At 64.1% G+C, this 22,759-nt stretch carries 23 protein-coding genes and 2 tRNA genes; 16 read left to right on the top strand and 9 right to left on the bottom strand.

What is annotated here, in order from left to right; all coding sequences use genetic code 11:
* Positions 1-2: 2 nt before the first annotated feature.
* Both V7651_RS02095 and V7651_RS02090 read right to left on the bottom strand, forming a co-directional pair.
* On the bottom strand, positions 3-1,007 hold the full coding sequence (locus tag V7651_RS02095; protein WP_335612030.1) for a hypothetical protein: 1,005 nt from the start codon (positions 1,005-1,007) through the stop codon (positions 3-5).
* 46 nt (positions 1,008-1,053) lie between these two features.
* The gene (locus V7651_RS02090) at positions 1,054-1,872 is read right to left on the bottom strand and encodes a TrmH family RNA methyltransferase (RefSeq protein WP_335612029.1); all 819 of its coding nucleotides are present in this window, start codon (positions 1,870-1,872) and stop codon (positions 1,054-1,056) included.
* Positions 1,873-1,984: 112 nt separating this feature from the next.
* Here V7651_RS02090 and V7651_RS02085 point away from each other — a divergent pair.
* The 3 genes from V7651_RS02085 (at position 1,985) to V7651_RS02075 (ending at position 4,422) form a co-directional block, all read left to right on the top strand.
* A tRNA-Tyr gene (locus V7651_RS02085) sits at positions 1,985-2,069 on the top strand.
* 33 nt (positions 2,070-2,102) lie between these two features.
* A tRNA-Gly gene (locus V7651_RS02080) sits at positions 2,103-2,176 on the top strand.
* A 176-nt stretch (positions 2,177-2,352) separates the two neighbouring features.
* Positions 2,353-4,422, top strand: a complete 2,070-nt coding sequence (locus tag V7651_RS02075; RefSeq protein WP_335612028.1) for a catalase — start codon at positions 2,353-2,355, stop codon at positions 4,420-4,422.
* On the opposite strand, the gene V7651_RS02070 is transcribed toward V7651_RS02075, so the two are convergent.
* The 3 genes from V7651_RS02070 to V7651_RS02060 all read right to left on the bottom strand — a co-directional run bounded on the left by V7651_RS02070 (position 4,378) and on the right by V7651_RS02060 (position 10,088).
* Positions 4,378-5,100 (bottom strand): class GN sortase, encoded by a 723-nt coding sequence (locus tag V7651_RS02070; RefSeq protein ID WP_335612027.1) that lies wholly within the window; start codon positions 5,098-5,100, stop codon positions 4,378-4,380. The two genes, V7651_RS02075 and V7651_RS02070, sit on opposite strands and share 45 nt — an antisense overlap.
* Positions 5,090-7,318: a marine proteobacterial sortase target protein gene (locus V7651_RS02065; RefSeq protein WP_335612026.1), complete on the bottom strand. Its 2,229-nt coding sequence runs from the start codon at positions 7,316-7,318 to the stop codon at positions 5,090-5,092. Before V7651_RS02065 ends, V7651_RS02070 begins: the two co-directional genes overlap by 11 nt.
* 193 nt (positions 7,319-7,511) lie before the next feature.
* Positions 7,512-10,088, bottom strand: coding sequence for a TonB-dependent receptor (locus V7651_RS02060; protein ID WP_335612025.1), 2,577 nt, complete (start codon positions 10,086-10,088; stop codon positions 7,512-7,514).
* 633 nt (positions 10,089-10,721) lie between these two features.
* Between V7651_RS02060 and V7651_RS02050 the strand changes: the two genes are divergently transcribed.
* Positions 10,722-12,086: a DNA-packaging protein gene (locus V7651_RS02050; protein WP_472850102.1), complete on the top strand. Its 1,365-nt coding sequence runs from the start codon at positions 10,722-10,724 to the stop codon at positions 12,084-12,086.
* Here V7651_RS02050 and V7651_RS02045 read toward each other — a convergent pair.
* Positions 12,083-12,529 carry a MarR family winged helix-turn-helix transcriptional regulator gene (locus tag V7651_RS02045; protein ID WP_035537093.1) on the bottom strand — a complete coding sequence of 149 codons (447 nt, stop codon included), beginning with the start codon at positions 12,527-12,529 and terminating at the stop codon, positions 12,083-12,085. The two genes, V7651_RS02050 and V7651_RS02045, sit on opposite strands and share 4 nt — an antisense overlap.
* Before the next feature lie 60 nt (positions 12,530-12,589).
* Between V7651_RS02045 and V7651_RS02040 the strand changes: the two genes are divergently transcribed.
* The 4 genes from V7651_RS02040 (at position 12,590) to map (ending at position 15,549) form a co-directional block, all read left to right on the top strand.
* A complete protein-coding gene (locus V7651_RS02040; protein ID WP_335612022.1) occupies positions 12,590-13,264 on the top strand; it encodes a glutathione S-transferase family protein in 675 nt (224 codons plus the stop codon).
* Between the two features lie 95 nt (positions 13,265-13,359).
* The gene (locus V7651_RS02035) at positions 13,360-14,481 is read left to right on the top strand and encodes an FAD-dependent oxidoreductase (RefSeq protein ID WP_335612021.1); all 1,122 of its coding nucleotides are present in this window, start codon (positions 13,360-13,362) and stop codon (positions 14,479-14,481) included.
* An 83-nt stretch (positions 14,482-14,564) separates the two neighbouring features.
* Positions 14,565-14,789, top strand: coding sequence for a ParD-like family protein (locus tag V7651_RS02030; RefSeq protein ID WP_335612020.1), 225 nt, complete (start codon positions 14,565-14,567; stop codon positions 14,787-14,789).
* Positions 14,773-15,549, top strand: a complete 777-nt coding sequence (gene map, locus V7651_RS02025; protein ID WP_335612019.1) for a type I methionyl aminopeptidase — start codon at positions 14,773-14,775, stop codon at positions 15,547-15,549. Before V7651_RS02030 ends, map begins: the two co-directional genes overlap by 17 nt.
* Here map and V7651_RS02020 read toward each other — a convergent pair.
* Positions 15,546-16,022: a hypothetical protein gene (locus V7651_RS02020; RefSeq protein ID WP_335612018.1), complete on the bottom strand. Its 477-nt coding sequence runs from the start codon at positions 16,020-16,022 to the stop codon at positions 15,546-15,548. The genes map and V7651_RS02020 overlap by 4 nt on opposite strands.
* Positions 16,019-16,903 carry a ParA family protein gene (locus tag V7651_RS02015; RefSeq protein ID WP_051624616.1) on the bottom strand — a complete coding sequence of 295 codons (885 nt, stop codon included), beginning with the start codon at positions 16,901-16,903 and terminating at the stop codon, positions 16,019-16,021. The genes V7651_RS02020 and V7651_RS02015 overlap by 4 nt, the downstream gene beginning before the upstream one ends.
* A 225-nt stretch (positions 16,904-17,128) precedes the next feature.
* Between V7651_RS02015 and V7651_RS02010 the strand changes: the two genes are divergently transcribed.
* The 5 genes from V7651_RS02010 to V7651_RS01990 all read left to right on the top strand — a co-directional run bounded on the left by V7651_RS02010 (position 17,129) and on the right by V7651_RS01990 (position 20,680).
* Entirely contained in the window at positions 17,129-18,253 is a 1,125-nt protein-coding gene (locus V7651_RS02010; RefSeq protein WP_335612017.1) for a phage portal protein, read from the top strand.
* Positions 18,250-18,480: a hypothetical protein gene (locus V7651_RS02005; RefSeq protein WP_335612016.1), complete on the top strand. Its 231-nt coding sequence runs from the start codon at positions 18,250-18,252 to the stop codon at positions 18,478-18,480. The genes V7651_RS02010 and V7651_RS02005 overlap by 4 nt, the downstream gene beginning before the upstream one ends.
* Positions 18,481-18,598: 118 nt before the next feature.
* Positions 18,599-19,021: an HK97 family phage prohead protease gene (locus V7651_RS02000; RefSeq protein WP_335612015.1), complete on the top strand. Its 423-nt coding sequence runs from the start codon at positions 18,599-18,601 to the stop codon at positions 19,019-19,021.
* A 127-nt stretch (positions 19,022-19,148) separates the two neighbouring features.
* Entirely contained in the window at positions 19,149-20,324 is a 1,176-nt protein-coding gene (locus tag V7651_RS01995; protein WP_335612014.1) for a phage major capsid protein, read from the top strand.
* 152 nt (positions 20,325-20,476) lie between these two features.
* The gene (locus tag V7651_RS01990; RefSeq protein ID WP_035537293.1) at positions 20,477-20,680 is read left to right on the top strand and encodes a hypothetical protein; all 204 of its coding nucleotides are present in this window, start codon (positions 20,477-20,479) and stop codon (positions 20,678-20,680) included.
* Between the two features lie 115 nt (positions 20,681-20,795).
* On the opposite strand, the gene V7651_RS01985 is transcribed toward V7651_RS01990, so the two are convergent.
* Positions 20,796-21,239 (bottom strand): hypothetical protein, encoded by a 444-nt coding sequence (locus V7651_RS01985; protein WP_335612013.1) that lies wholly within the window; start codon positions 21,237-21,239, stop codon positions 20,796-20,798.
* A 101-nt stretch (positions 21,240-21,340) separates the two neighbouring features.
* Between V7651_RS01985 and V7651_RS01980 the strand changes: the two genes are divergently transcribed.
* From V7651_RS01980 to V7651_RS01970, 3 genes are read left to right on the top strand one after another with little or no spacing between them, the layout of a single operon-like run.
* A complete protein-coding gene (locus tag V7651_RS01980) occupies positions 21,341-21,493 on the top strand; it encodes a hypothetical protein (RefSeq protein WP_335612012.1) in 153 nt (50 codons plus the stop codon).
* A 49-nt stretch (positions 21,494-21,542) separates the two neighbouring features.
* Positions 21,543-21,806: a hypothetical protein gene (locus tag V7651_RS01975; RefSeq protein WP_335612011.1), complete on the top strand. Its 264-nt coding sequence runs from the start codon at positions 21,543-21,545 to the stop codon at positions 21,804-21,806.
* Between the two features lie 46 nt (positions 21,807-21,852).
* Positions 21,853-22,749: a DnaJ C-terminal domain-containing protein gene (locus V7651_RS01970; protein WP_035537306.1), complete on the top strand. Its 897-nt coding sequence runs from the start codon at positions 21,853-21,855 to the stop codon at positions 22,747-22,749.
* The last annotated feature ends 10 nt before the right edge of the window (positions 22,750-22,759 follow it).

The raw sequence follows: 22,759 nt of genomic DNA, 5'->3' as shown, positions 1-22,759 counted from the left end.
GCCTAGCGCCGCCCGAAGAATTTCACCGCGCCAAGCAGGCCTGCAATGGCTGAGCCGAGACCGCCCAGCAGCACGAATAGCGGGTTGGCCTGGTCGGCAAAGGCAATCGCGCGGTTGAGGCCCGAAACCTGCACCGTCACCGTGTCGCGGAACGTGCGCAGCGGCACGACCGAATCCTGGTCGATGGCATAGATCTCGAACACGAGGTCATGGTCGCCTGCCGACAGCGGCATCACCGACCAGCGCCAGACATTCTCCGTCAGCGGCGACAGTTTCTGGATTCCCGGTGAAAGTTCGACAATCTCGAAATTCGCGCCGCTCACGCGCGCTTCCACCCGCTCGGACACTTTCGCTTCGCCGGTCACGATATTGCCGCCCCTGTTCGGCAGGGCATCGACCGCCGTGTCGTCGCCCGTCGCATCAATCGCGAGGGTCACGTCGAAGGCGCGCTTGTATTCGGCTGTCTTGGGCGTCTCATGTGCCACTGGAACGGTCTGAAGGCTCTCCATGAAAGCCTCGGCATGGGATTTCGAAGGCGGGGGCGGCGGCGCAGCAACGCCAGCCGCTTCAGCAATCGCCTCGGCCGCATCGCCCACGTCGCTGAACGCTTCCTCGGCCACATCGCCAGCGTCATCGAATGCGTCCTGAACAGACGCGACACTGGCCGTCTCGTCGTCAGCAAATTCAGATGGCGACAGCGAACGCGACTTCGCCATCGAGCGGGCTTCAGGGGCGGGGGCCGCGGCCATAGGGGCCTCGTCCAGCACGTCAGGGGCCGCTTCCATGCTGGCCTCCGGCGCAGCTTCCATGGCCATCTCGGCTTGCGGCGCCGCTTCAACAGCATCCGGCATCGGGGCCTCGGTCATTTCTTCCATTGTTACCGGCGCGCCAGCCTCGGCCATTTCCATGGCCGCCGGCTCCTCATAGCTCTTCATGACAGCCGCGCCGCCGAATACGGCAGCCGCAATGCCGCCCAGCAGAAGGAGAATGGAGAAAAGTCTAAGCATCGCGCGCTCCCGATTGGCGATTCAACCCGTTAACCCTAGCAGAGTGTCACGCGGCTGGGAAACGATCCCGACTCGCTTCGTAAAATGCAATTGCGGCAGCATTGGACACGTTCAGGCTTTCCATTTCCGGCGCAATCGGTATGCGCGCCAGCTCGGCGCAGGCCTTGGCCACGGCCGGACGCAGGCCCGAGCCCTCGGCCCCCATCACGATGGCCAGCTTCGCCGTGCCCGCGACAGCATCAGCGAGGTTCCGGCGGCCTTCGCCTGCGAGGCCCACCGTGTGGTAGCCCGCCTCTGCCAGCTGCTCCAGCGCCCGGGCAATATTGACCACCCGCGCTTCCGACACCGTTTCCACGGCGCCCGCAGCGCTCTTCGCCACCACACCGGTCACAGGCGGGGCATGGCGGGTCTGCAATACGAGGCCCTCAAAGCCGAAAGCGGCCGCAGAACGGTAGATCGCGCCCAGATTGTGCGGGTCAGACACTTGGTCCAGCACGCAGATATGGCTGATGCCCCGGTCGATCAGGTCTTCGAGGCTCGCCGGATTCAGCGGCGCCGCCTTCAGTGCGAGGCCCTGATGCACAGCGCCAGCGGGCAGGCGATTGTCCAGATCCTTGCCGAGGATGATTTCCGGCGTGATTCGGGCCGCACCCAGCCGCGCCGCCGCGTTTTCGGTCGCCAGCAGCTTGTGCAGCGTGCGCGACGGATTGGCCAATGCAGCGGTCACCGCATGGGTGCCCCACAGCCAGCCTTCGCCGTCCCCGCCGCCACTGCGCTCGCGCGGGCGGTCCTGCCGTGGGCGCGGCGATCCGTCCCCTCCGGCAGGTGCTTGTGTGTTTCGGCGTTTTGGATGGTTGCGCGCCATTTCTTTCGTCCCTATAAGGCCGTCTCCTGAAGCGGATGAGGGCACGTAATTGACGTGCCTTTAGGCGGTTCGGGGCGACGGCGTCAATTATCGTAAGTCGCAGGCAGCCCTTGGAGGGGTGGCCGAGTGGTTAAAGGCAGCAGACTGTAAATCTGCCCGCATAGCGTACACAGGTTCGAATCCTGTCCCCTCCACCACTGTTTGTGTTATGGTCGAGCGACGCGTCAGGCGCGGGTATAGCATAATGGTAATGCACTAGCCTTCCAAGCTAGCTATCTCGGTTCGATCCCGTGTACCCGCTCCAGAATCGTCCCCGTTTCATTACAACCCTGCCATGAATCGCGCCGCAGAAGCCTTTGATTTAACTTAGGTTATGACTTTCGCGATTTTCCCATAATGCGTGCAACGAAAGCCTTGGGGCGGCGTAGCTGAGAGATGCGGCCCGCCCTGCGCCGCCTTTTCCAGCGAAAGGATTTCCCCATGCCGATGAAGCCCGGAGCCCCCCTCGACAAGGGCGGCGCGCCCCATCAGACCACCAAGGACGGCTACGAAGCCATGACGACCCAGCAGGGCGTGCCTGTCCGCGATGACCAGAACCATCTGAAGGCCGGCACGCCCGGCCCGATGCTGATGGACGACTTCCATTTCCGCGAAAAGATGTTCCATTTCGACCATGAGCGCATTCCGGAGCGCGTGGTTCATGCGCGTGGCTATGCCGCTCATGGCTTTTTCGAGCTGACCGACAGCCTGGAGGAATTCACAAGCGCCAAGGTGCTGACGGAAGTGGGCAAGAAAGTGCCGCTGTTCACGCGCTTCTCCACCGTGGCTGGCAACAAGGGCTCGCCGGACCTTGCGCGCGACGTGCGCGGCTTCGCGGTGAAATTCTACACCGATGAAGGCAACTGGGATCTCGTCGGCAACAATATCCCGGTCTTCTTCATCCAGGACGCAATGAAATTCCCGGACCTGATCCACTCCGCCAAGGCCGAGCCGGATCGCGGCTTCCCGCAGGCGCAGACGGCACATGACAATTTCTGGGACTTCATCTCCCTCTCCCCCGAAGCGATGCACATGGTCATGTGGATCATGTCGGACCGCACCATTCCGCGTTCGCTGCGTTTCATGGAAGGGTTCGGCGTCCACACGTTCCGCCTGATCAATGCCAAGGGCAAATCATCGTTCGTGAAGTTCCACTGGAAGCCAAAGATGGGCATGCAGTCGGTCGTCTGGAACGAGGCCGTCAAGATCAACGGCGCCGACCCTGACTTCCACCGCCGCGACCTCTGGAACGCCATCGAGATGGGCGACTTCCCCGAATGGGAACTCGGCGTGCAGATTTTCGACGACAAGTTTGCCGACAAGTTCGCGTTCGATGTGCGTGATGCGACGAAGCTGATCCCGGAAGAGGAAATCCCCGTCCGCATCATCGGCCGCATGGTGCTCGACCGCCGCGTCGACAATTTCTTTGCCGAGACCGAACAGGTTGCCTTCTGCACGGGCAACGTTGTGCCGGGCATCGGCTTTTCCGACGACCCGCTGCTGCAGGGGCGCAACTTTTCCTATCTGGATACGCAGATCAAACGCCTCGGCGGACCGAACTTCACCCATATCCCCATCAACGCCCCCAAGTGCCCCATGCGCACATTCCAGCAGGATGGCCACATGGCCATGAAGAACCCTGTCGGCCGGGCCAATTACGAGCCCAACAGCTGGGGTACCAAGGATGGCGGCCCACGCGAAGACCCGGATAATGGCTACCAGCACTTCGCCGAGCCCATCAACGGCAAGAAGGAGGCCCTGAGGCCTGAATCCTTCGCTGACCATTACAGTCAGGCGCGCCAGTTCTATATAAGCCAGACCGAGGTCGAGCAGGCCCATATGGGCGACGCGCTCGTTTTCGAACTGAGCAAGGTGGAAAAAGCCGAAATCCGTGAGCGGATGGTGGCGCATCTCGTCAATATCGACAAGGGACTCGCCGATACGGTGGCTGAAGGCCTCGGCATCAAGACGCCGATGGCCATGAAGGCTGCCCGGCCGACGATGCAGGACCTGCCTGCCTCCGACGCGCTCAGCATGCTCAAGAACCCGCCCAAGAGCTTTGCAGGACGCAAACTGGGCGTGTTCCTCTGCGACGACGCCTCAGCGGAATCGTTCAACGCCCTGAAAGAGGCGGTTGAGAAGGCTGGCGGCATGGTGGCGGTCGTCGCACCGACCATCAATGGCGTCGACCTTGATGACCGCACGCACGTTCCCGCAGACGAGAAGATTGATGGCGGGCCGTCTGTGCTTTTCGATGCGGTGGCGCTGATGCTGACCGAAGAATGTGCCGACGACATGGCGAAGAAGCCACCGGCGAAGGACTTCCTCAACGACGCCTTCGCGCACTACAAATATATCGGCTACACGCCTGACTCGATGAAGCTTTTCGAAGCCATCGGCATGGCCGACCACATGGATGGCGGCTGTATCGAACTGGGTAAACCCGCCAGCATAAAGAGCTTCGTTTCAGAAATCGCCAACCTGCGCTTCTGGGATCGCGACGGCGCCTGATAGCGCCTTTGCCTCTGCAACAGGACCAGACCCGCCAGCCTCACCGGTTGGCGGGTCTTTCATTTGGGCGATGGCGATATAGCGCTGGGATGTAGGCGTGACACCGCTGAAGGGATAGCAGGTCGTCAGGGCAAGCGTGGGGGCGCCTGTGCCGCCGGGCCTGAGCAGGCTGGCGTTTGCGTCCACGATACGGGTCTCTGTGAGCGTGTAGATGTGTGGCGTGCCGTCAGGGCCGGTGAGGGTGATCGCGTCACCAATCTCGGCGTGCTGCAGGAAGGCGAAATGGCTGTCCCGGTGGCCCGCGAGTAGCGTCAGGCCGGGCTCACCGGGGGCGGCGGAACCTTCCATCACGCCGGGGCCAAAGGCCAGGGCCTGACCGCTCGTGCCGGTGAGCACGATGGCTGAGGCGTGGAGACGGGGCAGCTCCAGCTTTGCGGCGGGCATCACGTCGGCCCAGGGCCAGGGGCGTGTATCGGATGCGCCTTGCAGTGTCTGCTCCCAGGCGTGGGCGAGGAGTATCTGCGATAGGCTGGCCTTGGCTTTCATGTACGCGCCATTGCCGAACAGGAAGAGGCCGGTGAGGAGGAGGGCTGAGGTGAGAAAGGCCCCCCTCCGGCCCCGGCGGGGCCACCTCCCCCATGTGGGGGGAGGATTCTTGGCGGCTGCGTCACATGGCATGGCGCAACCGAATGCGGCGGAAGACGAGTTTCACCATGAAGCCGAGCAGGACGAGGATGATGCCGGCGAGCAGTTTCAGGTCTGACAGTGTGCCCGTGTTCGGCAGCGGGACGCCGCGATCGACCTGCATGGGGGCGTTCATCTTTTGCGCATCAGGCTTGCGGATGGCGAGGGCGTCGACGGGGATCATCGGCGCGTCGGAGCGGATGCCTTCATGGCCGAAAACCTTGCCGAAATCCCAGCCTGCGGGGAGGTTGAGCGGCACCTGAGCGCTGTCCAGCTCAGCCCCGTCCGGGCGGCTCGGGGTCACGTCAACGGCGACGAGGCTGGTGAGGCGCGAGACGAGATGGTGGGCGAGGGCGACGCTGAGGATCTGGTCGTCGATCAGGTCCGGCAATGTGTCGGCCCGGGCGCGGTCGAGTTCCAGCGAGGCGATTTTCTTGCGGGCCCAGAGTTTGGAAATGCCTTCGCGTTTTGCCGCCTGTTTCAGGGGCAGGCCGACCTTCCAGGGCTGGTCGCCATTGACGCCGGAGACCCAGACAAGGCCGTCCTTTGCGGCGGCATGGGCGGCGATGACGAGGGTCTCGCCGGAATAGACATCCGGCAGCGGCGAAGGCCAGGCCTCGACCTTGGTGCCGTCGGGCCATGTGGCGGCGAGGCTGGTGATGGCGGGGCTTTCAAGCTTGGTGAACAGGGCGCCCATGCGCGCGGCGACTTCATCCACATCGCCAATGTATGTGTAGCTGCCCTGGCCGAGTTCGGCGGCGCGGGACATGAAGAAACTGTTGGGCGCAGAGCCGATGCCGACGGTGAAAATGCGGGCGTCGGCGCGGTACTGGGTGATGGTTTCAAACAGCTGGTGCTCGTTGCCGATGGCCCCGTCTGTGAGGAAGATGACCTGACGCAGGCGGCCGTCGCCGGTGCCATGGTCAGCGAGGGCTTCGCGCAGGGCGGGCAGCATTTCGGTGCCGCCAGTGGCCTCCAGATTGTTCACCCAGCGTGTGGCGCGGGCGCGGTTGGTTGTGCTGGCATCGAGGGGGTGGTCGAACAGGGCGTGGGTCACGGAATTGAACTCGATGACGTTGAATCGGTCCTCGGGTTTCAGACGGGCAATGGCGAGGGCGAGGCTGTCGCGGGCTTGCCTTATGGACTCGCCGCCCATGGAGCCGGATGTGTCGATAATGAAGGTGATTTCGCGGGGTGGGGGCGGCGCGGACTGGGCGGCGACGGGGGGCGTGACCATGAGGAGATAATAGGGCTCTCCGCCAATGGTTTCAGTGAAAAGCGCGGCGCTGGGGGCCTTGGAGGCCTTGGGTGTCCAGGTGAGTTCGAAGTCGCGATTGGCATAGGTACTGCCGGAGGACAGGGTGAGGTTTGCGGCGCCATTGCCGGACCATTCCGTGTCCATTGGATGGTAGGTCGACTCCAGTTTGCCGACCGGGAAGCCGGCATCGAGGGAGACGTTCAATGTCAGCGGGTTGGTATTGCCAAGTTCGGGGTTGAGGACGGGCGGCGAGATGCGGTCACGATCCGGCACGGGGTCGACGACGGCCCAGCCCTCTTCGCCGAGGGAGGCGGTGAGGATTTCGGGGGCCGGCATGTAGCGCGGGGCGACGGTCATGGGGAAGCGGAGGGAGAAGGTGTCGTCGGCGAGGTGGACGGTTTCCTGATACTCGATCTGGACGATGATGGTCTCGCCGGGGCCGATATTGGCGACGGAATTGGTGAAGAGGTTCGGGCGTTCCTGTTCGAGCAAGGCGGTCTTCTTGCCTTCGGATTTGGCCTGTTCGTAGATGGCTTTCGCCTTCTTCTTCTCCTCGATCATACCTTCGATGAAGCGATCACCGATTTGCATGCGGAGCGTATCGACGGCGCTTTCATCAGGCAGGGGGAAGACATAGACGCCTTCGACCCAGCCATCGGTCGTGTTCTCGAACCGCTGGGTGACGCGGGTGCGGGCGATGGGGCCGGAAATGTCGATCTGCACATCCGTCAACAAAGACGGGGCCTGAACGTATTTTCCTTGGGTGGAGGACTTGAAGAGCAGCGTGCCGGTGGTGGCATCATTCGGCGTGACGAGGCGGGGTTCCTGATCGGCCCAGGCGGCGCCAGCGGCAAATGCCGCCGCTGTCAGGGCCGCGCCGAGCCACTGACCTGAACGGGAGAACAGGGGACTCCAGTCTGAGACACGGGCACGGATCCTGACGGCGGCGAACATGGGAAGCTCCTTTCATTGCGGATTTGCAATGATTGGAAGCTGCGCCCCGAATAAGGCAGGAAAGGTCTCGCTTTCAGGCAGGCCCGGTACGTGTTCTGGGCCATTTCCCGATGGGATTGCGGCAGGCCTGTGCCGCAATAGGCGGCCTTCCCCATGGATTTGAGGTGGGGGAAGGCCGCTGGAGGTGTCGGGACTAGTAGGTCAGGCGGACGCCGAACTTGCCGGTCCAGGAATAGGTTTCGTACTGGAGGAGACGATCCCCGTTCGGACCTTTCTGGAAGGCGGTATAGGGTTCGTCACCCATGTTCACGAACTCGACGAAGCCCTGAACCCGGTCGGTGAAGCGATACTTGGCCGAGGCGTCGATCTGAAGGTGATCCTTCACGAAGCGGTCGGTGCCTGCCTCGGAGCCCAACTCGTCGAGATACTCGTCGCGATAGGCGGCGGTGAGGCGGAGGGACAGGCCTTCCTTCTCGTAGCCGAGCATGGCGTTGTATGTGTTCTTCGCAGCGGCTGGGAGCGAGATGGAGCGGAAGCCGCCATCGCCATCCGGCACGTCGCCTTCGGCATCGGTATAGGTGTAGTTCAGCCCGACAAGGACACCGTCGAGCAGGCCGGGGAGGAAGTCCAGCGCCTGCTGGTAGTTCAGCTCAAGACCTTTCACTTTTGCCGTGTCGCCGTTCACGGCGATTGTGGCTTCGGTGAATTCAATGCCCTGGAAGACGCCATTATAAGGCGCGACATCATCTTCGAAGGTCTGCTCGACAATGAAGTCCTTGATATCCTTGTAGAAGACGCCGGCCTGAAGGACGGTGCCGGGGTTTGGATAGTATTCGATGCTGAGGTCGCCGTTCCAGGCCTTGTAGGGATCAAGATCGGGGTTGCCGAACGAGGCTTCCAAGTCTTCGTTGATCGTGGAGTGCGGGGCCATCTGGCCGATGCCGGGACGCACGACGCTGGCGAAGACACCGGCGCGGAGGACGAGGTTTTCCATCGCCTCATACTTCACGTTCAGGCTTGGCAGCACGTTGGTGTAGTCGTTGGAGAAGCTGAGCGGGGTGGCCGTGACAGCGTCTTCGTCAACGAGGTTGCCGGCGAGGTCATCCTTGGTCTGCTCGACACGGAAACCGCCGATGACGGTGAGGCGATCCGTCGAATACTTGCCCTGCGCGTAGGCGGCGTAGATGTCTTCCTGCACGTCATAGGCGCCGGAAATGGAGTCGAGGAAGGAGTCGTCTTCGTTGAGGACAAAGCCCTGCTTGTTTGCGGCATAGAAGGCGCGGACCTTGCCGAGGTCCGGCAGGACGCCGAGCTCTGCGAGGCCGTAGCTCTGCTTGCCGGCAACGTCGGCCAGCGTGTAGCCGTCTGCGCCTTCGAAATCATCATAGATGAGGTTGTTGGCGGAGAAGGACTTCTCTCTCAGACGGATTTTGAGGCCGGTCTTGAATTCGAAATCGGCATTTCCAAGGTCGAACGTGCGGGCGATATCACCCTTGGCCGACCATTCCTTGTCCTTGGACATGCCGTCATTGATAGACAATTCCTTGAACTTGTAGGTCGATGGATCGTTGAAGGCGTCGGCCCCATTGAGGATGGTGAAGATGGGCTTTTCAAGATTGGTGTAGTCGACATTCACGCCGAGTTCGCCGGCATCCTTGAACTTCTTCTCGAAGCGGGTTGGATCCTGCGTATCGTATTCGTGTTCCTGGGCTTCGGAATAGGCCAGCTTGTAATCAAACTTCCAGGGGCCGGTGATCGTGTCGCCGCCGATCTGGTAGGACTGGATGATCTGGCTTTCGAAACGGTCTTTCAGGCCGCGACGTACACGGATCTCGTTGCCGGAGTCGAAGGTGGCGGAATTCGCGTCGCCGCTGACGGGCTCGTCGAAGGTGAAGACGAGACGCTGGCGCTTTTCGGTGTCGTCGAACCTGGAATAGATGGCGCGGGCGTAAAGCGTGGTTTCGTCCGTGGCTTTCCAGTCAAAGGAGAGCGAGCCGCCGAGGCGTTCGCGCTCGACATCATAGTCGCGATACTCAAGGTCTTCAGCGTATGTGACGCCATCATCCGTCGTATTCCAGCCGCCCATCTCGATATTGTCGGTCGAGGTCTTGCGATTGGAGAAGGAGAGGCCGCCCGCAATGCCGAACGTGTCGGTGATCGGCACGGAGAAGTCGACAGAGGCTTTTGGCGAATATTCGCCGTTGAGGTCGTTGTACGAGCCTTCCAGCTTGGTGCTGAGGAAGAGGTCTTCGCGGTCGAAGGCCTTGGTCGTGTTGATCTCGATGGAGGCACCGATCGTGTCGGCGTCCATGTCAGGCGTCAGGGTCTTTTTAACTTCAATCGATTCAACGAGTTCGGAGGCGACCACGTCCAGCGCGACGGCGCGCGTGTCGGCCTCTGGCGATGGCAGGCGGACGCCGTTGATGGAGGAGGCGTTGAGCGTCGGGTCAAGACCGCGAACCGAGATGAAGCGGCCTTCGCCCTGATCGTCGAGGATGTTGATGCCGGTGAGGCGGCGGGTGGATTCAGCGACGTTCTGGTCAGGGAACTGGCCGAGGGCATCGCGGGTGACGACGCTCTGGATCGTGTCGGAGGCGCGCTGGCGGGCGATGGCGCTTTCCATCATGGCGCGCTGGCCAACGACAAGCACGGTGTCGAGGCGCGCGTCGGCGTCAACTTCCGTGACTTGAGCATTGGCGGGTGCGGTGAAACAGAGGCTGGCCGAGGCGAGCGCTGTGGTGAGGAGAAGTGTTTTATATCGCAGTTTCATGTGAATACCCTGTCGAGCCCCTGGGAGAATTGGGGCCCGCATAGGCGGCAAACGTGACAGTCGCGCGACACTTCTTCTGCTGAAATACGACAATTTTGCCTCGGGAAACTTAACTCAGGTTAAGTGTGGTTGCACGGCAACAGGCGGGCGCGTTTTGTCAAAAAAGGTTCATGTTATCATCGCAAAAGCGACACGCTGGACGGGGTTTTCCGCGTTGCATTGGCCTGTGCGCGTGAGGGAGAGATGGCGTCTTCTCCGACCGTGATTCGCGTGGGCGTATAGTACGCTCCATGAACAGTACGCGGCACCGAAGATACGTGAACGAGCGGGAGGCGCGGGACATCCGGTTTCTTGTCTTGCTGGGGCACAGCCATGGCGAGATTGCCGAACGGCTGGGACGCAACCGGAAGACGATTGATCGCACGATCCGCGAGAAGGATCTCGGCGCACCGGAGCGACCGCTGGAACTGGCCTGGCTGACGCTGCGCCATGCCTATGAGTTGCTGGCCGAGAGCGTGGCGGATCGGCGTGAGGTGGATGTGGGCAAGCTGGCGAAGCTGAACAATGAGATGCGGCTGACGGAAGCCGCGATGCGGGCGGCAGCAGGCGATGCGCCGAAGGAGGGAATGGGGGATGGGAGGGAGCCGGATGAGGATGCAATCTGGGCACGACTTGAGGCCGTTGAGCAGGAGCGTGGGCTGGGCGGCGCTGGACTACAGGGTGCGGGCGATGGCGATGCGGATGGGGGTGAACAGTCTTCCGGAGGAGATAAAGGCCTACCTGAGACAAAATCCGTTCGTATTCGAAGCAAGGGATACGCAGGTTCCGCCGGAGGGGGCGTGGCGGACATGGTTGTTCATGGGCGGACGTGGCGCTGGCAAGACGCGGGCGGGGGCGGAATGGGTGCGCATGGCGGTACGGCGGGGATGCCGCCGGGTGGCGCTGGTGGGGCCGGCGCTTTCGGATGTGCGCGAGGTGATGATCGAGGGGCCGAGCGGGCTGCGCCGTCTTAAGGGTGCGGGAGGGCGGCCGATTTATGAGGTGTCGCGGCGGCGGCTGGTGTGGCCGAACGGAGCCGAGGCCTTCGCCTTCTCGGCGGAAGACCCGGACAGTTTGCGGGGCCCGCAGTTTGACGCGGCCTGGTGCGATGAAGTGGCCGCGTGGGCCAAGGGCGAGGCGGTGTGGGACACTTTGCAGATGGGCCTCAGGCTGGGGGCGTTCCCGCGCTGCGTGGCGACGACGACGCCGCGCCCGGTGGACCTGGTGCGGCGGCTGGTGGCGGACGCGGGCAGCATGATGACGCGCAGCACGACGCGGGAGAATGCGGTGAACCTTGCGCCGGGCTTTGTTGACATGATGGAGGCGGCCTATGCGGGATCGGCCATGGCGCGGCAGGAGCTGATGGGCGACCTGCTGGAAGACCCGAAGGGCGCGCTGTTCCTGCGCAGCATGATTGATGCGGCGCGTGTTTATGCGGTGCCGGGGATGGCCGACATTGTGGTGGCGGTGGACCCGCCGGCGACGAGCGGGCCGCGGGCCGATGCGTGCGGGATCATTGCGGCGGGCGTGGCGGAGGCGGCAGGCTTTGGGCGGCGCTGTTTCGTGCTGGGCGATGCCTCGGCGGCGGGCCTGCGCCCGGCAGACTGGGCGGGGCGGGCGGTGTCGCTGGCCGAGGCGGTGGGGGCGAGCATGATTATCGCCGAGGCGAACCAGGGCGGCGAGATGGTGCGCCAGACGCTGGAGAGCGCGGGGTGCCGCCTGCCGGTGCGGCTGGTGCATGCGCGGCTTGGCAAGCGGGCGCGGGCGATGCCGGTGGCGCTGCTGTACGAGCAGGGCAAGGTGGCGCATCTCGGCCTGCTGGCGACGCTGGAAGACCAGATGTGCCGGTTCGGGGCGGAGGGCTTTATCGGGTCGCCGGACCGGGTGGACGCGCTGGTGTGGGCTGTGTGGGCGCTGATGCTGGAGCGGACGGGAGGCCCGCGCATTCGAGCGCTTTAGGCGAGAGCGGCGAGGCCGGTGCGCAGGCCCTTGATGGCGCGTGGCGGGAGGCCTGCGTCGATGTCGGCATGCGTCTGGCGCCAGATCGGGACGGCGGCGGCGAGCGTGCGGCGGCCTTCATCGGTGAGGGCGAGGCGGCGGCTGCGCTTGTCTGCGGGATCGGGCGTTGAGGTGAGGAGGCCGCGCTTTTCGAGGGGCTTCAGGTTGGCCGTGAGCGTGGTGCGGTCCATGGCGAGGAGGCTGGCGACTGCGCCGATGCTGGGCGGCTGTGGCCGGTTCAGCGACATGAGGAGCGAGTATTGGCCGGACGTGATGCCGAGGGGGCGGAAGGCCTCGTCAAAGCGGCGCGAGAGGGCGCGGGCGGCCCGCTGCGCGGCGAGGCAGAGGCAATGGTCGCGGACGTGGAGCGTGGTTTCGAAGGGGACGGCGTGGCTGTTTGACATGGTCTATATATGTTGATATCAACGTAAATGTCAAGACCGGGACGCAAGAGGAGACACGCCATGCCCGAGACCGCCAATGCCGCTATCGAGCTTACGGGCTATAATTGGGTGCCGGACTTTGCGAAGGGCCATGTGCGCGATATCCGCGCGCGCTGGGCACTGGAGGAGGCGGGGATCGACTACCGGATGCGGCTGTTCAATGCGTCCGAGGAGCGCCCGGAAGCCTATCTGAAGGAGCAGCCTTTTGCGCAGGTGCCGGCGCTGAAAGAGGGCGATATCCAGATGTTCGAATCCGGGGCGATCATGCTGTATATTGCGGACAAGAGCGACAAGCTGATGCCGCGTGACCCGGTTGCGAAGGCACGGGTGACGAGCTGGGTGTTTGCGGCGCTGAACAGTGTCGAGACGTTCGTGATGCCGCTGATGATTATCGCCAAGTTCGAGCCGGATGCCGAATGGGCCAAGCTGCGCCGGCCGGGCGCGGAAGCGATGGTGCGCCAGAAGCTGAAGCGGCTGTCGGACTGGCTGGACGAGAAGGATTATCTGGAGGGCGCGTTCAGCATTGGCGATATTGCGATGGCCAGCGTGCTGCGCGACCTGGAAGAGACCACGCTGCTGGGCGAGCGGGCCAATATTGCGGCCTATCACGCGCGGTGCCTTGCGCGCCCGGCGTTCAAGCGGGCGCTGGCGGCGCAGATGGCGGGCTTTACCGAAGGGCCGGTGGTGGCTGCTTAGGCAGGGGCAGCGTCAGCTGACACGGGCGGCGGAAACGGCTTGATCTCCGACACGGGGCAGCGGAGGCTGCGACCTTGAATCAGGAGAGACGGGCCATGACAGATCTTACACGGCGGGCCTTCGGGGCGACGGGGCTGGCGGCGGTGGCGACGGCCTGCGCGGGGGTTCCGGCGTCGCGCGGGCCGGGCGTGGTGATGAAGCAGGTGCCGCCGGTGATTGTCGATCCGGGCCGGGTGGCGCGGGTTGTTGTGGGCCTGAGGCCCTATCGGCCGACGGGTTTCCGCGTGGAGCGGGAGATGCTGGGCGAGAAAGCAATTATCCATAATTATGGCCATGGCGGCGGCGGGATCACGCTGTCCTGGGGCACGGCGCACCTGGCCGTGGAGGAGGGCTGGGACCCGAGCGTGAAGGATTATGCCGTGATGGGCGCCGGGATCGTGGGCCTGTCGACGGCGATGCTGCTGTTGGAGCGCGGGGCCAATGTGACGATCTATGCCAAGGCGCTGTCGCCGGAGACGACATCGAATATTGCGGGCGGGCAGTGGTGGCCAGCGTCTGTGTATCAGGACAGTCTGGTGGATGATGCGTACCGCGCGAAGCATGTGGCGGCGTCGCGCTTTGCGTTCCAGCGCTTCCAGCTGCTGACGGGGCCGGAATATGGCGTCACGTGGGAAGTGAATTATGTGCTGTCGGACACGGCGAAGCCGGAAACGCCCGCGCCGAAGGGCAGCCCGATGCATGAGTTTGTCGTGAACGAGCGGGAGTATGAACCGGGCGAACTGAGCTTCAATGCGCCGTTCGCGAAGAGTTTCGACACGATGATGGTGGATACGCCTTATTACCTGCGGGTGCTGGAGCGGGACATCCGGCTGCGCGGCGGGAAGATTGTGGTGCAGTCATTTGACGATGTGGCGCAGGTGGCGGCGCTGCCCGAAGCGGTGGTGTTCAACTGTACAGGGCTTGGCGCGGGCGTGCTGTTCGGCGACACGGGCATCATGCCGGCGCGGGGGCAGCTGGTGATCCTGCAGCCGCAGGAAGAGGTGGACTATAACATCATCACCGGGAGCCATGCCTACATGTTCGGGCGGCGCGATGGCGTGGTGCTGGGCGGGACGTTCCAGAAGGGCAACTGGTCGCTGGAGCCAAGCGCGGAGGACACGGCGATGATCCTAGCCGAGAACCGGGCGCTGTTCCTGCCGCGGGGCGCGGCGGCCTAGGCGCCGTATCTGCGCCGGGACACTTGGCAGGCTATTTTTGGCACTCTATACGATCCATATATGAATCGTATATGGAGGCCTGAATGGGCATCGTGAATATAGATGACGCATTGCACGACCAGCTGCGCCGGGCGAGCAAGGTGTCGTGCCGGTCGATCAATGCGCAGGCGGCTTACTGGATCAAGATCGGCCTGCTGTGTGAAAGCAATCCGGGGCTGAGCTTCAGCGAGGTGATCGCACGGGAGATGGAAGCGGCAGGCGTTTCGGTGCCGGATCTGGCGGAAAGCGCGCATGACGAAGCAGCCTGAAGAACTGGCGCTGATGGCGGAGTCTGGGCGGCTGCTGGCCTCGGTGTTCGGCCTGCTGGATCGCACGCCGCTGGCGGGCCTGACGACGCTTGAGGTCGATGCGATGGTGGAGCGGTTCATTGTCGAAGACCTGAAGGCGCGGCCGGCGAGCAAGGGGCAGTATGATTATGGCTTCGTGCTGAATTCATCCGTGAACCATGTGGTCTGTCATGGGGTGCCGTCCGAAGCGGATGTGCTGAAGGATGGCGATATCGTCAATTTCGACATCACGCTGGAGAAGAACGGCTTCATCGCGGATTCGAGCAAGACCTACCTGATCGGCGAGGTTAACCCGGCGGCAAAGCGGCTGGTGAAGACGACCTATGAGGCCATGTGGAAGGGCATCAAGGCGGTGCGACCCGGCGCGCGGCTGGGCGATGTGGGCTGGGCCATCGAGCGGCATGCCAAGAAGAATGGCTATTCCGTTGTACGGGAATATTGCGGGCATGGCATTGGCCGCAAGATGCATGAGGACCCGCAGGTGCTGCACTATGGCAAGCCGGGCACGGGACTGGTGCTGCGCGAGGGCATGGTGTTCACGATCGAGCCGATGATCAATCAGGGGCGCCGCTATGTGCGCACCGAGGAGGATGGCTGGACGGTGGTGACGAAGGACGGGGCGCTGTCTGCCCAGTTCGAGCATACGGTGGCGGTCACCTCCGATGGCGTGTCGGTGCTGACATTACGCCCGGAAGAAATGGCGAGGGGCGCGGCGGCCTAGTTGCCGGCGCGGAAGGACTTGCGGCCGAAATAGGCGTTCTTCGGGGCGTCGTCACTGCCGGTTGGGGGCGTGTCGTCGGCGGGTGGTGTCTCGTCGGGTGCGGCTTCCTGAGCGGTGGCATCCGTGGCTTCGGTGGGCGCGAGCGTGCCGTTGAGGAGCTGGCGGATATGCGCGGCCGCGGCGCCGGCGGTCGAGACTTCGAAATCGTCGACATGCTTGTCGAGGCGGCGGGCGAGGAGGCGCGCCTGGTGGGCCGTGAGGCGCTTAAGCTCGGTTTCGAAAAGGTCATTGCCGACGGTTTCGCGCAGGAGGACCATGTCTTCCGTCGTCTGGCCGGCGGAGATCATGAGCTTGCGGACGAGGAGGCCGGCGGCGGCGGTGAAGTCCTTGTCGCCGAGCTTGGCAAAACGGTCGCGATTGTCGAGCAGGGCTGCCAGCACGCCGGCCCCTCCGGTGGCTGTCAGGGTGCTCATTTCAATAGCTCCAGGATTTCCTTCATGAGGGAGTCGATGATGCCGAGGGCCTCGCCGGGCCATTTGGCCGAGAGGGTCGGATCCGGGCCGAGTTCGATCGGGTTGGTCGCAAAGCCGGTCTTGAGAGGAACGACAGTCTTGAACATCCGGAATTCGGCTTCCTTCGAATTGGCAGCATCGCGCATGGCTTGCAGCACGACCTGCTGGTGGGGCGTGTTGTCAAAGCGGGTGGCCAGGACAACCGGCAGGTTCTCGATATCACGATCGCGCAGGTTTTTCATGATGTCGCCGGTGAAAAGATCGAGGCCGAGCGTGGACATGAAATCCGGGATCGTGGGGACGATGATGAGGTGGCTGGCCGCGAGCACGCTTTCGGTCATGACCGAGATGCCGGGCGGGCAGTCGCAGATGATGATGTCGAACTCGCTTTTCAGCAGGTCAAAGTCATCGCGCAGGCGGCGGCCGACCTGGCCTTCGAGGGCCTGCATCGAGTATTTCTTGGCCGTGAGTTCGTAGATCAGCTCGCGCTCTGTCTTGCGCAGGCGCGGAGACGAGGGGATCAGATCGAGGGGCAGCGGCTTGCCGTCATGCGTAACGTCGCTGGCATTGGTGACGACGAATTCGCCGAGGCGCTTTTGCTCGTTTGCGAAGAAATTCTCCAGCAGCCAGTCGGAAATCGTGGCGTAATCATTGATCGCCTGGAACAGGTGTTCATCGCCCTCGTGCCCGTAAACGAGCAGCGATGCGTTGGCCTGCGTATCGAGATCGACGACGAGTGTGCGCCGGCCTGAAGCCGCGAAGGCCTCCGCCAGCATGACGCAGGTGGTTGTCTTGCCGACACCGCCTTTTGAGTTGGCGATCGAGATGACGCGTGCCGACATTCTGCTAGCTCCTCTTCCCCTGTCACAAGCGCGGCACAAAGCAGATTTGGGTCTGCATGGCTATTGCCTGTTTGTTTAAAAATGCAGGGCCGGAAAGCCCATTTCCCTCAACTTTTCAGCCTAGTGCCCGAGGATTGCTAGGGAAAATTATCTTCCGTCCGACCGGCATGCTGACCGGGGTAAATTCACTCCATCGGAAGAAGTTCCATGGAGGCGAGACGAAGCATGAACTGGGGGTGGCCATTTGCAGGAATGCGGCGCGAATCGAAAGCGGCGGCACCTCTGATTGCACTATCGCAATTGGGGGTAGCGGCGTGGGGCGGGCGCGACGCGGCGTCGCTGACGCAGGACGGCTATTTGTGTAACGCGGTGGCCTATCGCTGTGTGCGCATGGTGGCGGAGGCGGCGGCCAGTGTGCCGCTGGTGACGGGGCATGAGGCGGCGGCGAAACTGCTGCGGGCCCCAGCGCCGGACATGGCGGGGGCGAGCTTTCTGGAGGGCGTTTACACGCAGCTTCAGCTGGCCGGGAATGCGTTTGTCGAGGCCGTGCAGATTGATGGGCGGGACGGGATTGCGGCGCTGTTTGCGCTGCGGCCTGACAGTGTGCGGCCGGTGACGGATGCGCGTGGCTGGGTAGAGGCCTGGGCCGTGCGCGAGCGGCGCGGGGAGCGGCTGATCCGGCGCGAGGACACGGGCTGGAGCCCGGTGCTGCACCTGAAACTGTTCAATCCGGCCGATGACGTGATGGGCCTGCCGCCCTTGGGGGCCGCGCGCCGCGCGCTGGACCTGCACAATGCGAGTGCCGACTGGGCGAAGGCGCTGATCGACAATTCGGCGAAGCCTTCGGGCGCGCTGGTCTATGGCGGCGGCGGGCGCTTGCCGGACGAGCAGTTCGAGACGTTGAAAAGCGAACTTGAGGCGCATTATTCCGGCGCGGCGAATGCCGGGCGACCCCTGTTGCTGGAAGGCGGGCTCGAATGGCAGCCAATGTCGCTGTCGCCAGCGGAGATGGATTTTCAGGAGGCCCGCAATGCGGCGGCCCGCGAGATTGCGCTGGCGCTGGGCGTGCCGCCGATGCTGCTGGGCATACCGGGGGATAATACGTATTCGAACTATCGCGAGGCCAATCTCGCCTTCTGGCGGATGAGTGTGTTGCCGCTGGCGGAGAAGATGGCGGCGGCCCTGTCCCTGTGGCTGGATGAGCCGCTGGCCGGGGATGTCGAGGTGCGCTGCGATGTGGACCGGGTGCCGGCGCTGTCGGTCGAGCGCGATGCGCTGTGGGCGCGGCTGGAGGGCGCGGGCTTTGCGACCGTGGATGAGAAGCGGGCGATTGCGGGGCTTGGCACATGAATTTCGAGAAGAAGATCACGCTGGCCTTCGTGATGGCCGTGCTGGTGCAGACCGGCGGCGCACTGGTGTGGGCCGGGGCGGCGGCGGAGCGGATTACCGTCCTTGAGCGGAGCGCCGAGGCCGGGCGGCCTGTGGGCGAGCGGTTGGCGCGTGTGGAGGCGGAGCTGGGCGCTGTGCGCGCGCAGCTGGACCGGATGGAGCGGAAACTGGAGGCGGGGGATGAGTGAATTCTATCAGTCGCCGCCCCTGCCTTCGCAGCCCCTGCCTGCGCAGGGGAAGCGGGAAGATCGGTGCGTGAACCAAGTTCCGTGTGCCCTGCGCAGGCAGGGCCACGGGCCGCGAGAGATGAAGAACCAAAACGCGCTGCTGATTGAGGGCTATGCCAGCCTGTTCGGGGTGGCGGATGCGGGCGGGGATGTTGTGCGGGCGGGCGCGTTTGCGCGGAGCCTGCGCGAGACCCGCGTGTTGCCGATGCTGTTGCAGCATCGCAATGGCGCGGTGGCCGGACGGTGGACACGGATGATCGAGGACGGGCGCGGGCTGTATGTGCGCGGCCTGGTCGAGGCGGAGAGCGCAAGGGGCCTGGCGGCACGCGGGCTTGACGGGTTGTCGATCGGGTTTCGGCCGCGCCTGTGGCGGGCGCGTGTGGAAGGCGGACGGGAGCTGATCGAGGTGGAGCTGGTGGAAGTGTCGCTGGTGGCGAGACCGATGCTGGGGGCGGCGCGGTTTGCGCTGGTGGGCGGCGCGGAACGGAAATGGGCGGCGTGACCCATTCCCGTGTTGCCAGCGGACGCTGGCATCCAGTGCGGATGGGAAAGTGTGCTGCGTGTGGGACTGGGCCCCAGCGTGCGCTGGGGAAGCGGAAAGTTTTGTGAATTTCGGAAGAGGAAAGTGAATGACCAAGGAAACGAAAATGGCGGGGCCGAAGCCGGAAGTGGCCGAGATGATGGCGGCGTTCGAGGCCTTCCGGCAGGCGAATGATGCGCGGCTCGGCGAGATCGAAGCGAAAGGGGCGAGCGATCCGCTGACGGATGAGCGCCTTAGCCGGATTGACCGGCAGCTGGAGGCCCTGAGCCTGAAGATGGCGCGGCCGGAGGCCCTGCCTGCGCAAGGCACGCGTGAAGATGATGCGCGCAGCGAGGCCTGGGGGCGTTACCTGCGCACGGGCGATGATAGCGGCATTTCGCGGCTGGATACGAAGGGCCTGAACACGGGCAGCGATGCGCAGGGCGGCTATGTGGCGCCGCCGGAGCTGGACCGCCTGATTGAGGCGCGGCTGATGGCGGCAAGCCCGATGCGTGCGATTGCGACGGTGCGGCAGACCTCTGCGGGCGTGTTCCGCAAGCCGGTGGGCCTTGGCGCGGCGGCAAGCTGGGTGGGTGAGACGGCGGCGCGGCCGGAGACAGCGACGAACGGGCTGGCGCTGCTGGAATTCCCGGCGGGGGAACTTTACGCGATGCCGGCGGCGACGCAGGCCTTGCTGGAGGATTCCTATGCCGATGTCGACGCCTGGCTGGCCGACGAGGTGGAGAGCGCCTTTGCGGCGCAGGAATCGGCGGCCTTTGTTTCGGGCGACGGGAGCGGCAAGCCGAGGGGCTTTCTCGACTATGAGATCGTTGCCGAGGGCAGCCATGTCTGGGGCAAGATCGGGTCTGTTGCGGGGGACTTTACGGCCGATGACGCGGCCGACCAGATCATCGACCTGATCTATACGCCGAAATCGCAGTTCCGGGCCGGGGCCCGTTTTGTGATGAATCGGCGCACGGTGTCAGCCGTCCGCAAGCTGAAGGATGGCGACGGACGCTACCTGTGGCAGCCCGGAAATGGCGGCGAGCCGGCGACCGTGATGGGCTATCCGGTGACCGAAGTGGAAGACATGCCGGACATCGGCACGGGCAATGCGGCGATTGCGTTCGGGGACTTCCGGCGCGGTTACCTGATTGCTGACAGGCAGGGCGCGCGTGTGCTGCGCGACCCGTATTCGGCCAAGCCCTATGTGCTGTTCTACACGACGAAACGTGTGGGCGGCGGGGTTCAGAACTTCGATGCGATCAAGGCGATGGTGTTCTAGCGCCTTGCGATCCTCCCCCGTTCGCGGGGGAGGTGCCCAACAGGGCGGAGGGGGAAGTGCCCCCATCGACCCGGCCGCTGGCGCGTCCGGGCCACTTCCCCCGCAGGCGGGGGAAGATGAAGAGATACTGCTTTCAAACCAAGGAGAAATACATGATTGAATCCGTAATCATTGCCCTGATCCGTCAGGCCGCGCTGCTGACCAAGCCGCAGCAGGAGGAGTTTACGACCAAGGCGGCGGAGGCCCTGGCGACGCTGATCAAGTCGACCGAGACGGCGATTGATGACGAGCTGGTGCGTCAGGTGGGCCTGCCGGTGGGTGGGATGATCATCAGCAAGCTGACGGCGCTGGTCTAGGCTTATCCTCCCCCGCTTGCGGGGGAGGTGCCCGAAGGGCGGAGGGGGGAGCCCCTTCGACCCGGCCGCTGGCGCGTCCGGCCCACTTCCCCCGCAAGCGGGGGAAGATAAGGGGCTATTCAAACGTGAGGTGGCAGGCGCCGAGGACGCGGAACATGTGGTAGCGGTCGCGGGCGTCGGGGGCGGTGCGCAGGTCTGAATAGGCCTTGAGGGCGATGGGGGTGGCCATGTCGACTTCTTCTTCGAAGCGGGCACTGTCGCCTGTCTCATCCTCGAAGCGGTCCGAGGCCATCTGGGCCCAGTAGCCGGCGGCGAGTTCGCTTTCGGCGGGGCGCAGGTCCGGGCTGAGGCGCTCCATAAAGGCGGCGTCCCAGTCCTGGCCAGCGCTTTGCGACCAGACGGCCCAGTAGGAGGCGCAGCGGACCATGTCGGACGGGTTTTCGGGCGTGACACCGGATTCCACACCGCGCTGGTAGTAGCCGTTCATATAGTCCGTGCTCTGCGCGGTGGCAGGCAGGGCGATGAGGGCGGTGGCGAGAAGGGTGACGCGAAGGGACAAGGGTGGCTCCGGATAGAGGGACTGGACGGGGTTATAGACTGCAAGTGCTGAACCAAAAGCAAACGGCCGGATAGAGGCCGGATATATAACAGGAATTTCAAATGACACTGACGGTGATGACACCGCCGGACGGGGAAGCTTTGTCCCTTGATGCGGCGAAGGACTATCTGCGCATCGGGACGGATGGCGAGGACGCGCTGGTGACGGCGCTGATCGCGGCGGCGCGGGCGCGGCTGGCGGGCGGCGAGGGATGAGGCGGCGCAGGCGTTTGCGTTCGAGGACAAAGGCGGCCTGCCATGGCGCGTGGCGCACCTGCGGCGGCGGGGCGACCTGCTGGACTGGGCGCGGCGCGGGGCGGACGTGACGACGAGCTGGGCGTTTCCAGAGGCGGCCAATGCGGGGCGGTTTGCCGTGGAGGTGGACACAGGGAGCGGCTTTGGGGGGCGGTTTGAGGTGGCCGTGCCCTCGGCAACGCTGGCACCGGGCGTGGCTTCCGCACGGGTGGCGGAGACTGGCGCTGATGGCCGTGTGGGTCCATGGGTTTCAATCGGCGCCGGAACATCCTAACTCTGGGGCGACAGTGATTTCACCTTATTTAGAGGAATAACCGCCCTTGGCCCTAGATCCCTATAGCGTGCTCGGCGTTCCCCGCACAGCGAGCGAGGCCGAGATCAAAAAAGCCTATCGCAACAAGGCGAAAGCCCTGCACCCTGACCTTCATCCCGATGACAATGCCAAGATGGAGGAGTTCAAGCGGGTGTCGCAGGCGTGGGATATCCTGGGCGACAAGGAGAAGAAGGCGAAGTTCGACCGCGGCGAGATTGACGGCGATGGCAACCCTGCAGGCTTTGGCGGGGGCTATCCCGGCGGCGGGGGTGGCGGCTTTCCGGGCGGCGGCGGGGCGCGCTGGCAGACGCGCGGCGGCGGCAATCCGTTTGACGGCGCGCAGGGCGACCCGTTCGAGGACATTCTGGGCGGCATGTTCGGAGGCGGCGGACGCAGGCGGAATCCGGGCCCGCAAAAGGGCCGCGATATCCGCTACCGCGTAGAGATTTCGTTCGAGGATTCCGTGGCAGGCGCGCGGCGCCGGATGACCATGGCGGACGGCACGGCGCTGGACGTGAACATCCCGGCTGGCATCGATTCCGGCCAGACGCTGCGCCTCAAAAGCCAGGGCCAGCCTTCGCCGAATGGTGGGGCGCCGGGCGACGCGCTGCTGGAAGTGGAAGTGCGCCCGAGCACTGTCTGGCAACGTGATGGCAAGGATTTGCGCATGAGCGTGCCGATCAGCCTGAAGACGGCGGTTCTGGGGGGCAGCGTGGAAGTGAAGACGCCGTCCGGCCCGGTGACGCTGAAAGTGCCGGCGGGATCGAATACGGATGCGACGCTGCGCCTGCGCGGCAAGGGCGTGCAGACGAGCACGCCGGGCAACCTCTATGCCAAGCTGAAGATCATGCTGGATGACCCCGCCGACCCCGGCCTGAAGAAATGGGCCGAAGGCAAGGCCTGAGACCTGTCAG

It is taken from the genome of Hyphomonas oceanitis, assembly GCF_036964545.1.
Classification (GTDB): Bacteria; Pseudomonadota; Alphaproteobacteria; order Caulobacterales; family Hyphomonadaceae; genus Hyphomonas; species Hyphomonas oceanitis.
This window is presented reverse-complemented; position numbering and strand designations above follow the sequence as displayed.

Coding starts and splice junctions, on each gene's coding strand:
- V7651_RS01980 (WP_335612012.1), top strand. CDS start 21,341: ATGACACTGACGGTGATGACACCGCCGGACGGGGAAGCTTTGTCCCTT.
- V7651_RS02065 (WP_335612026.1), bottom strand. CDS start 7,318: ATGTTCGCCGCCGTCAGGATCCGTGCCCGTGTCTCAGACTGGAGTCCC.
- V7651_RS02050 (WP_472850102.1), top strand. CDS start 10,722: ATGGGAGGGAGCCGGATGAGGATGCAATCTGGGCACGACTTGAGGCCG.
- V7651_RS01990 (WP_035537293.1), top strand. CDS start 20,477: ATGATTGAATCCGTAATCATTGCCCTGATCCGTCAGGCCGCGCTGCTG.
- V7651_RS02070 (WP_335612027.1), bottom strand. CDS start 5,100: ATGCCATGTGACGCAGCCGCCAAGAATCCTCCCCCCACATGGGGGAGG.
- V7651_RS02045 (WP_035537093.1), bottom strand. CDS start 12,529: ATGTCAAACAGCCACGCCGTCCCCTTCGAAACCACGCTCCACGTCCGC.
- V7651_RS02010 (WP_335612017.1), top strand. CDS start 17,129: ATGAACTGGGGGTGGCCATTTGCAGGAATGCGGCGCGAATCGAAAGCG.
- V7651_RS02090 (WP_335612029.1), bottom strand. CDS start 1,872: ATGGCGCGCAACCATCCAAAACGCCGAAACACACAAGCACCTGCCGGA.
- V7651_RS02015 (WP_051624616.1), bottom strand. CDS start 16,903: ATGTCGGCACGCGTCATCTCGATCGCCAACTCAAAAGGCGGTGTCGGC.
- V7651_RS02005 (WP_335612016.1), top strand. CDS start 18,250: ATGAATTTCGAGAAGAAGATCACGCTGGCCTTCGTGATGGCCGTGCTG.
- V7651_RS02095 (WP_335612030.1), bottom strand. CDS start 1,007: ATGCTTAGACTTTTCTCCATTCTCCTTCTGCTGGGCGGCATTGCGGCT.
- V7651_RS02060 (WP_335612025.1), bottom strand. CDS start 10,088: ATGAAACTGCGATATAAAACACTTCTCCTCACCACAGCGCTCGCCTCG.
- V7651_RS01995 (WP_335612014.1), top strand. CDS start 19,149: ATGACCAAGGAAACGAAAATGGCGGGGCCGAAGCCGGAAGTGGCCGAG.
- map (WP_335612019.1), top strand. CDS start 14,773: ATGACGAAGCAGCCTGAAGAACTGGCGCTGATGGCGGAGTCTGGGCGG.
- V7651_RS02000 (WP_335612015.1), top strand. CDS start 18,599: ATGAAGAACCAAAACGCGCTGCTGATTGAGGGCTATGCCAGCCTGTTC.
- V7651_RS02075 (WP_335612028.1), top strand. CDS start 2,353: ATGCCGATGAAGCCCGGAGCCCCCCTCGACAAGGGCGGCGCGCCCCAT.
- V7651_RS02030 (WP_335612020.1), top strand. CDS start 14,565: ATGGGCATCGTGAATATAGATGACGCATTGCACGACCAGCTGCGCCGG.
- V7651_RS02020 (WP_335612018.1), bottom strand. CDS start 16,022: ATGAGCACCCTGACAGCCACCGGAGGGGCCGGCGTGCTGGCAGCCCTG.
- V7651_RS02040 (WP_335612022.1), top strand. CDS start 12,590: ATGCCCGAGACCGCCAATGCCGCTATCGAGCTTACGGGCTATAATTGG.
- V7651_RS02035 (WP_335612021.1), top strand. CDS start 13,360: ATGACAGATCTTACACGGCGGGCCTTCGGGGCGACGGGGCTGGCGGCG.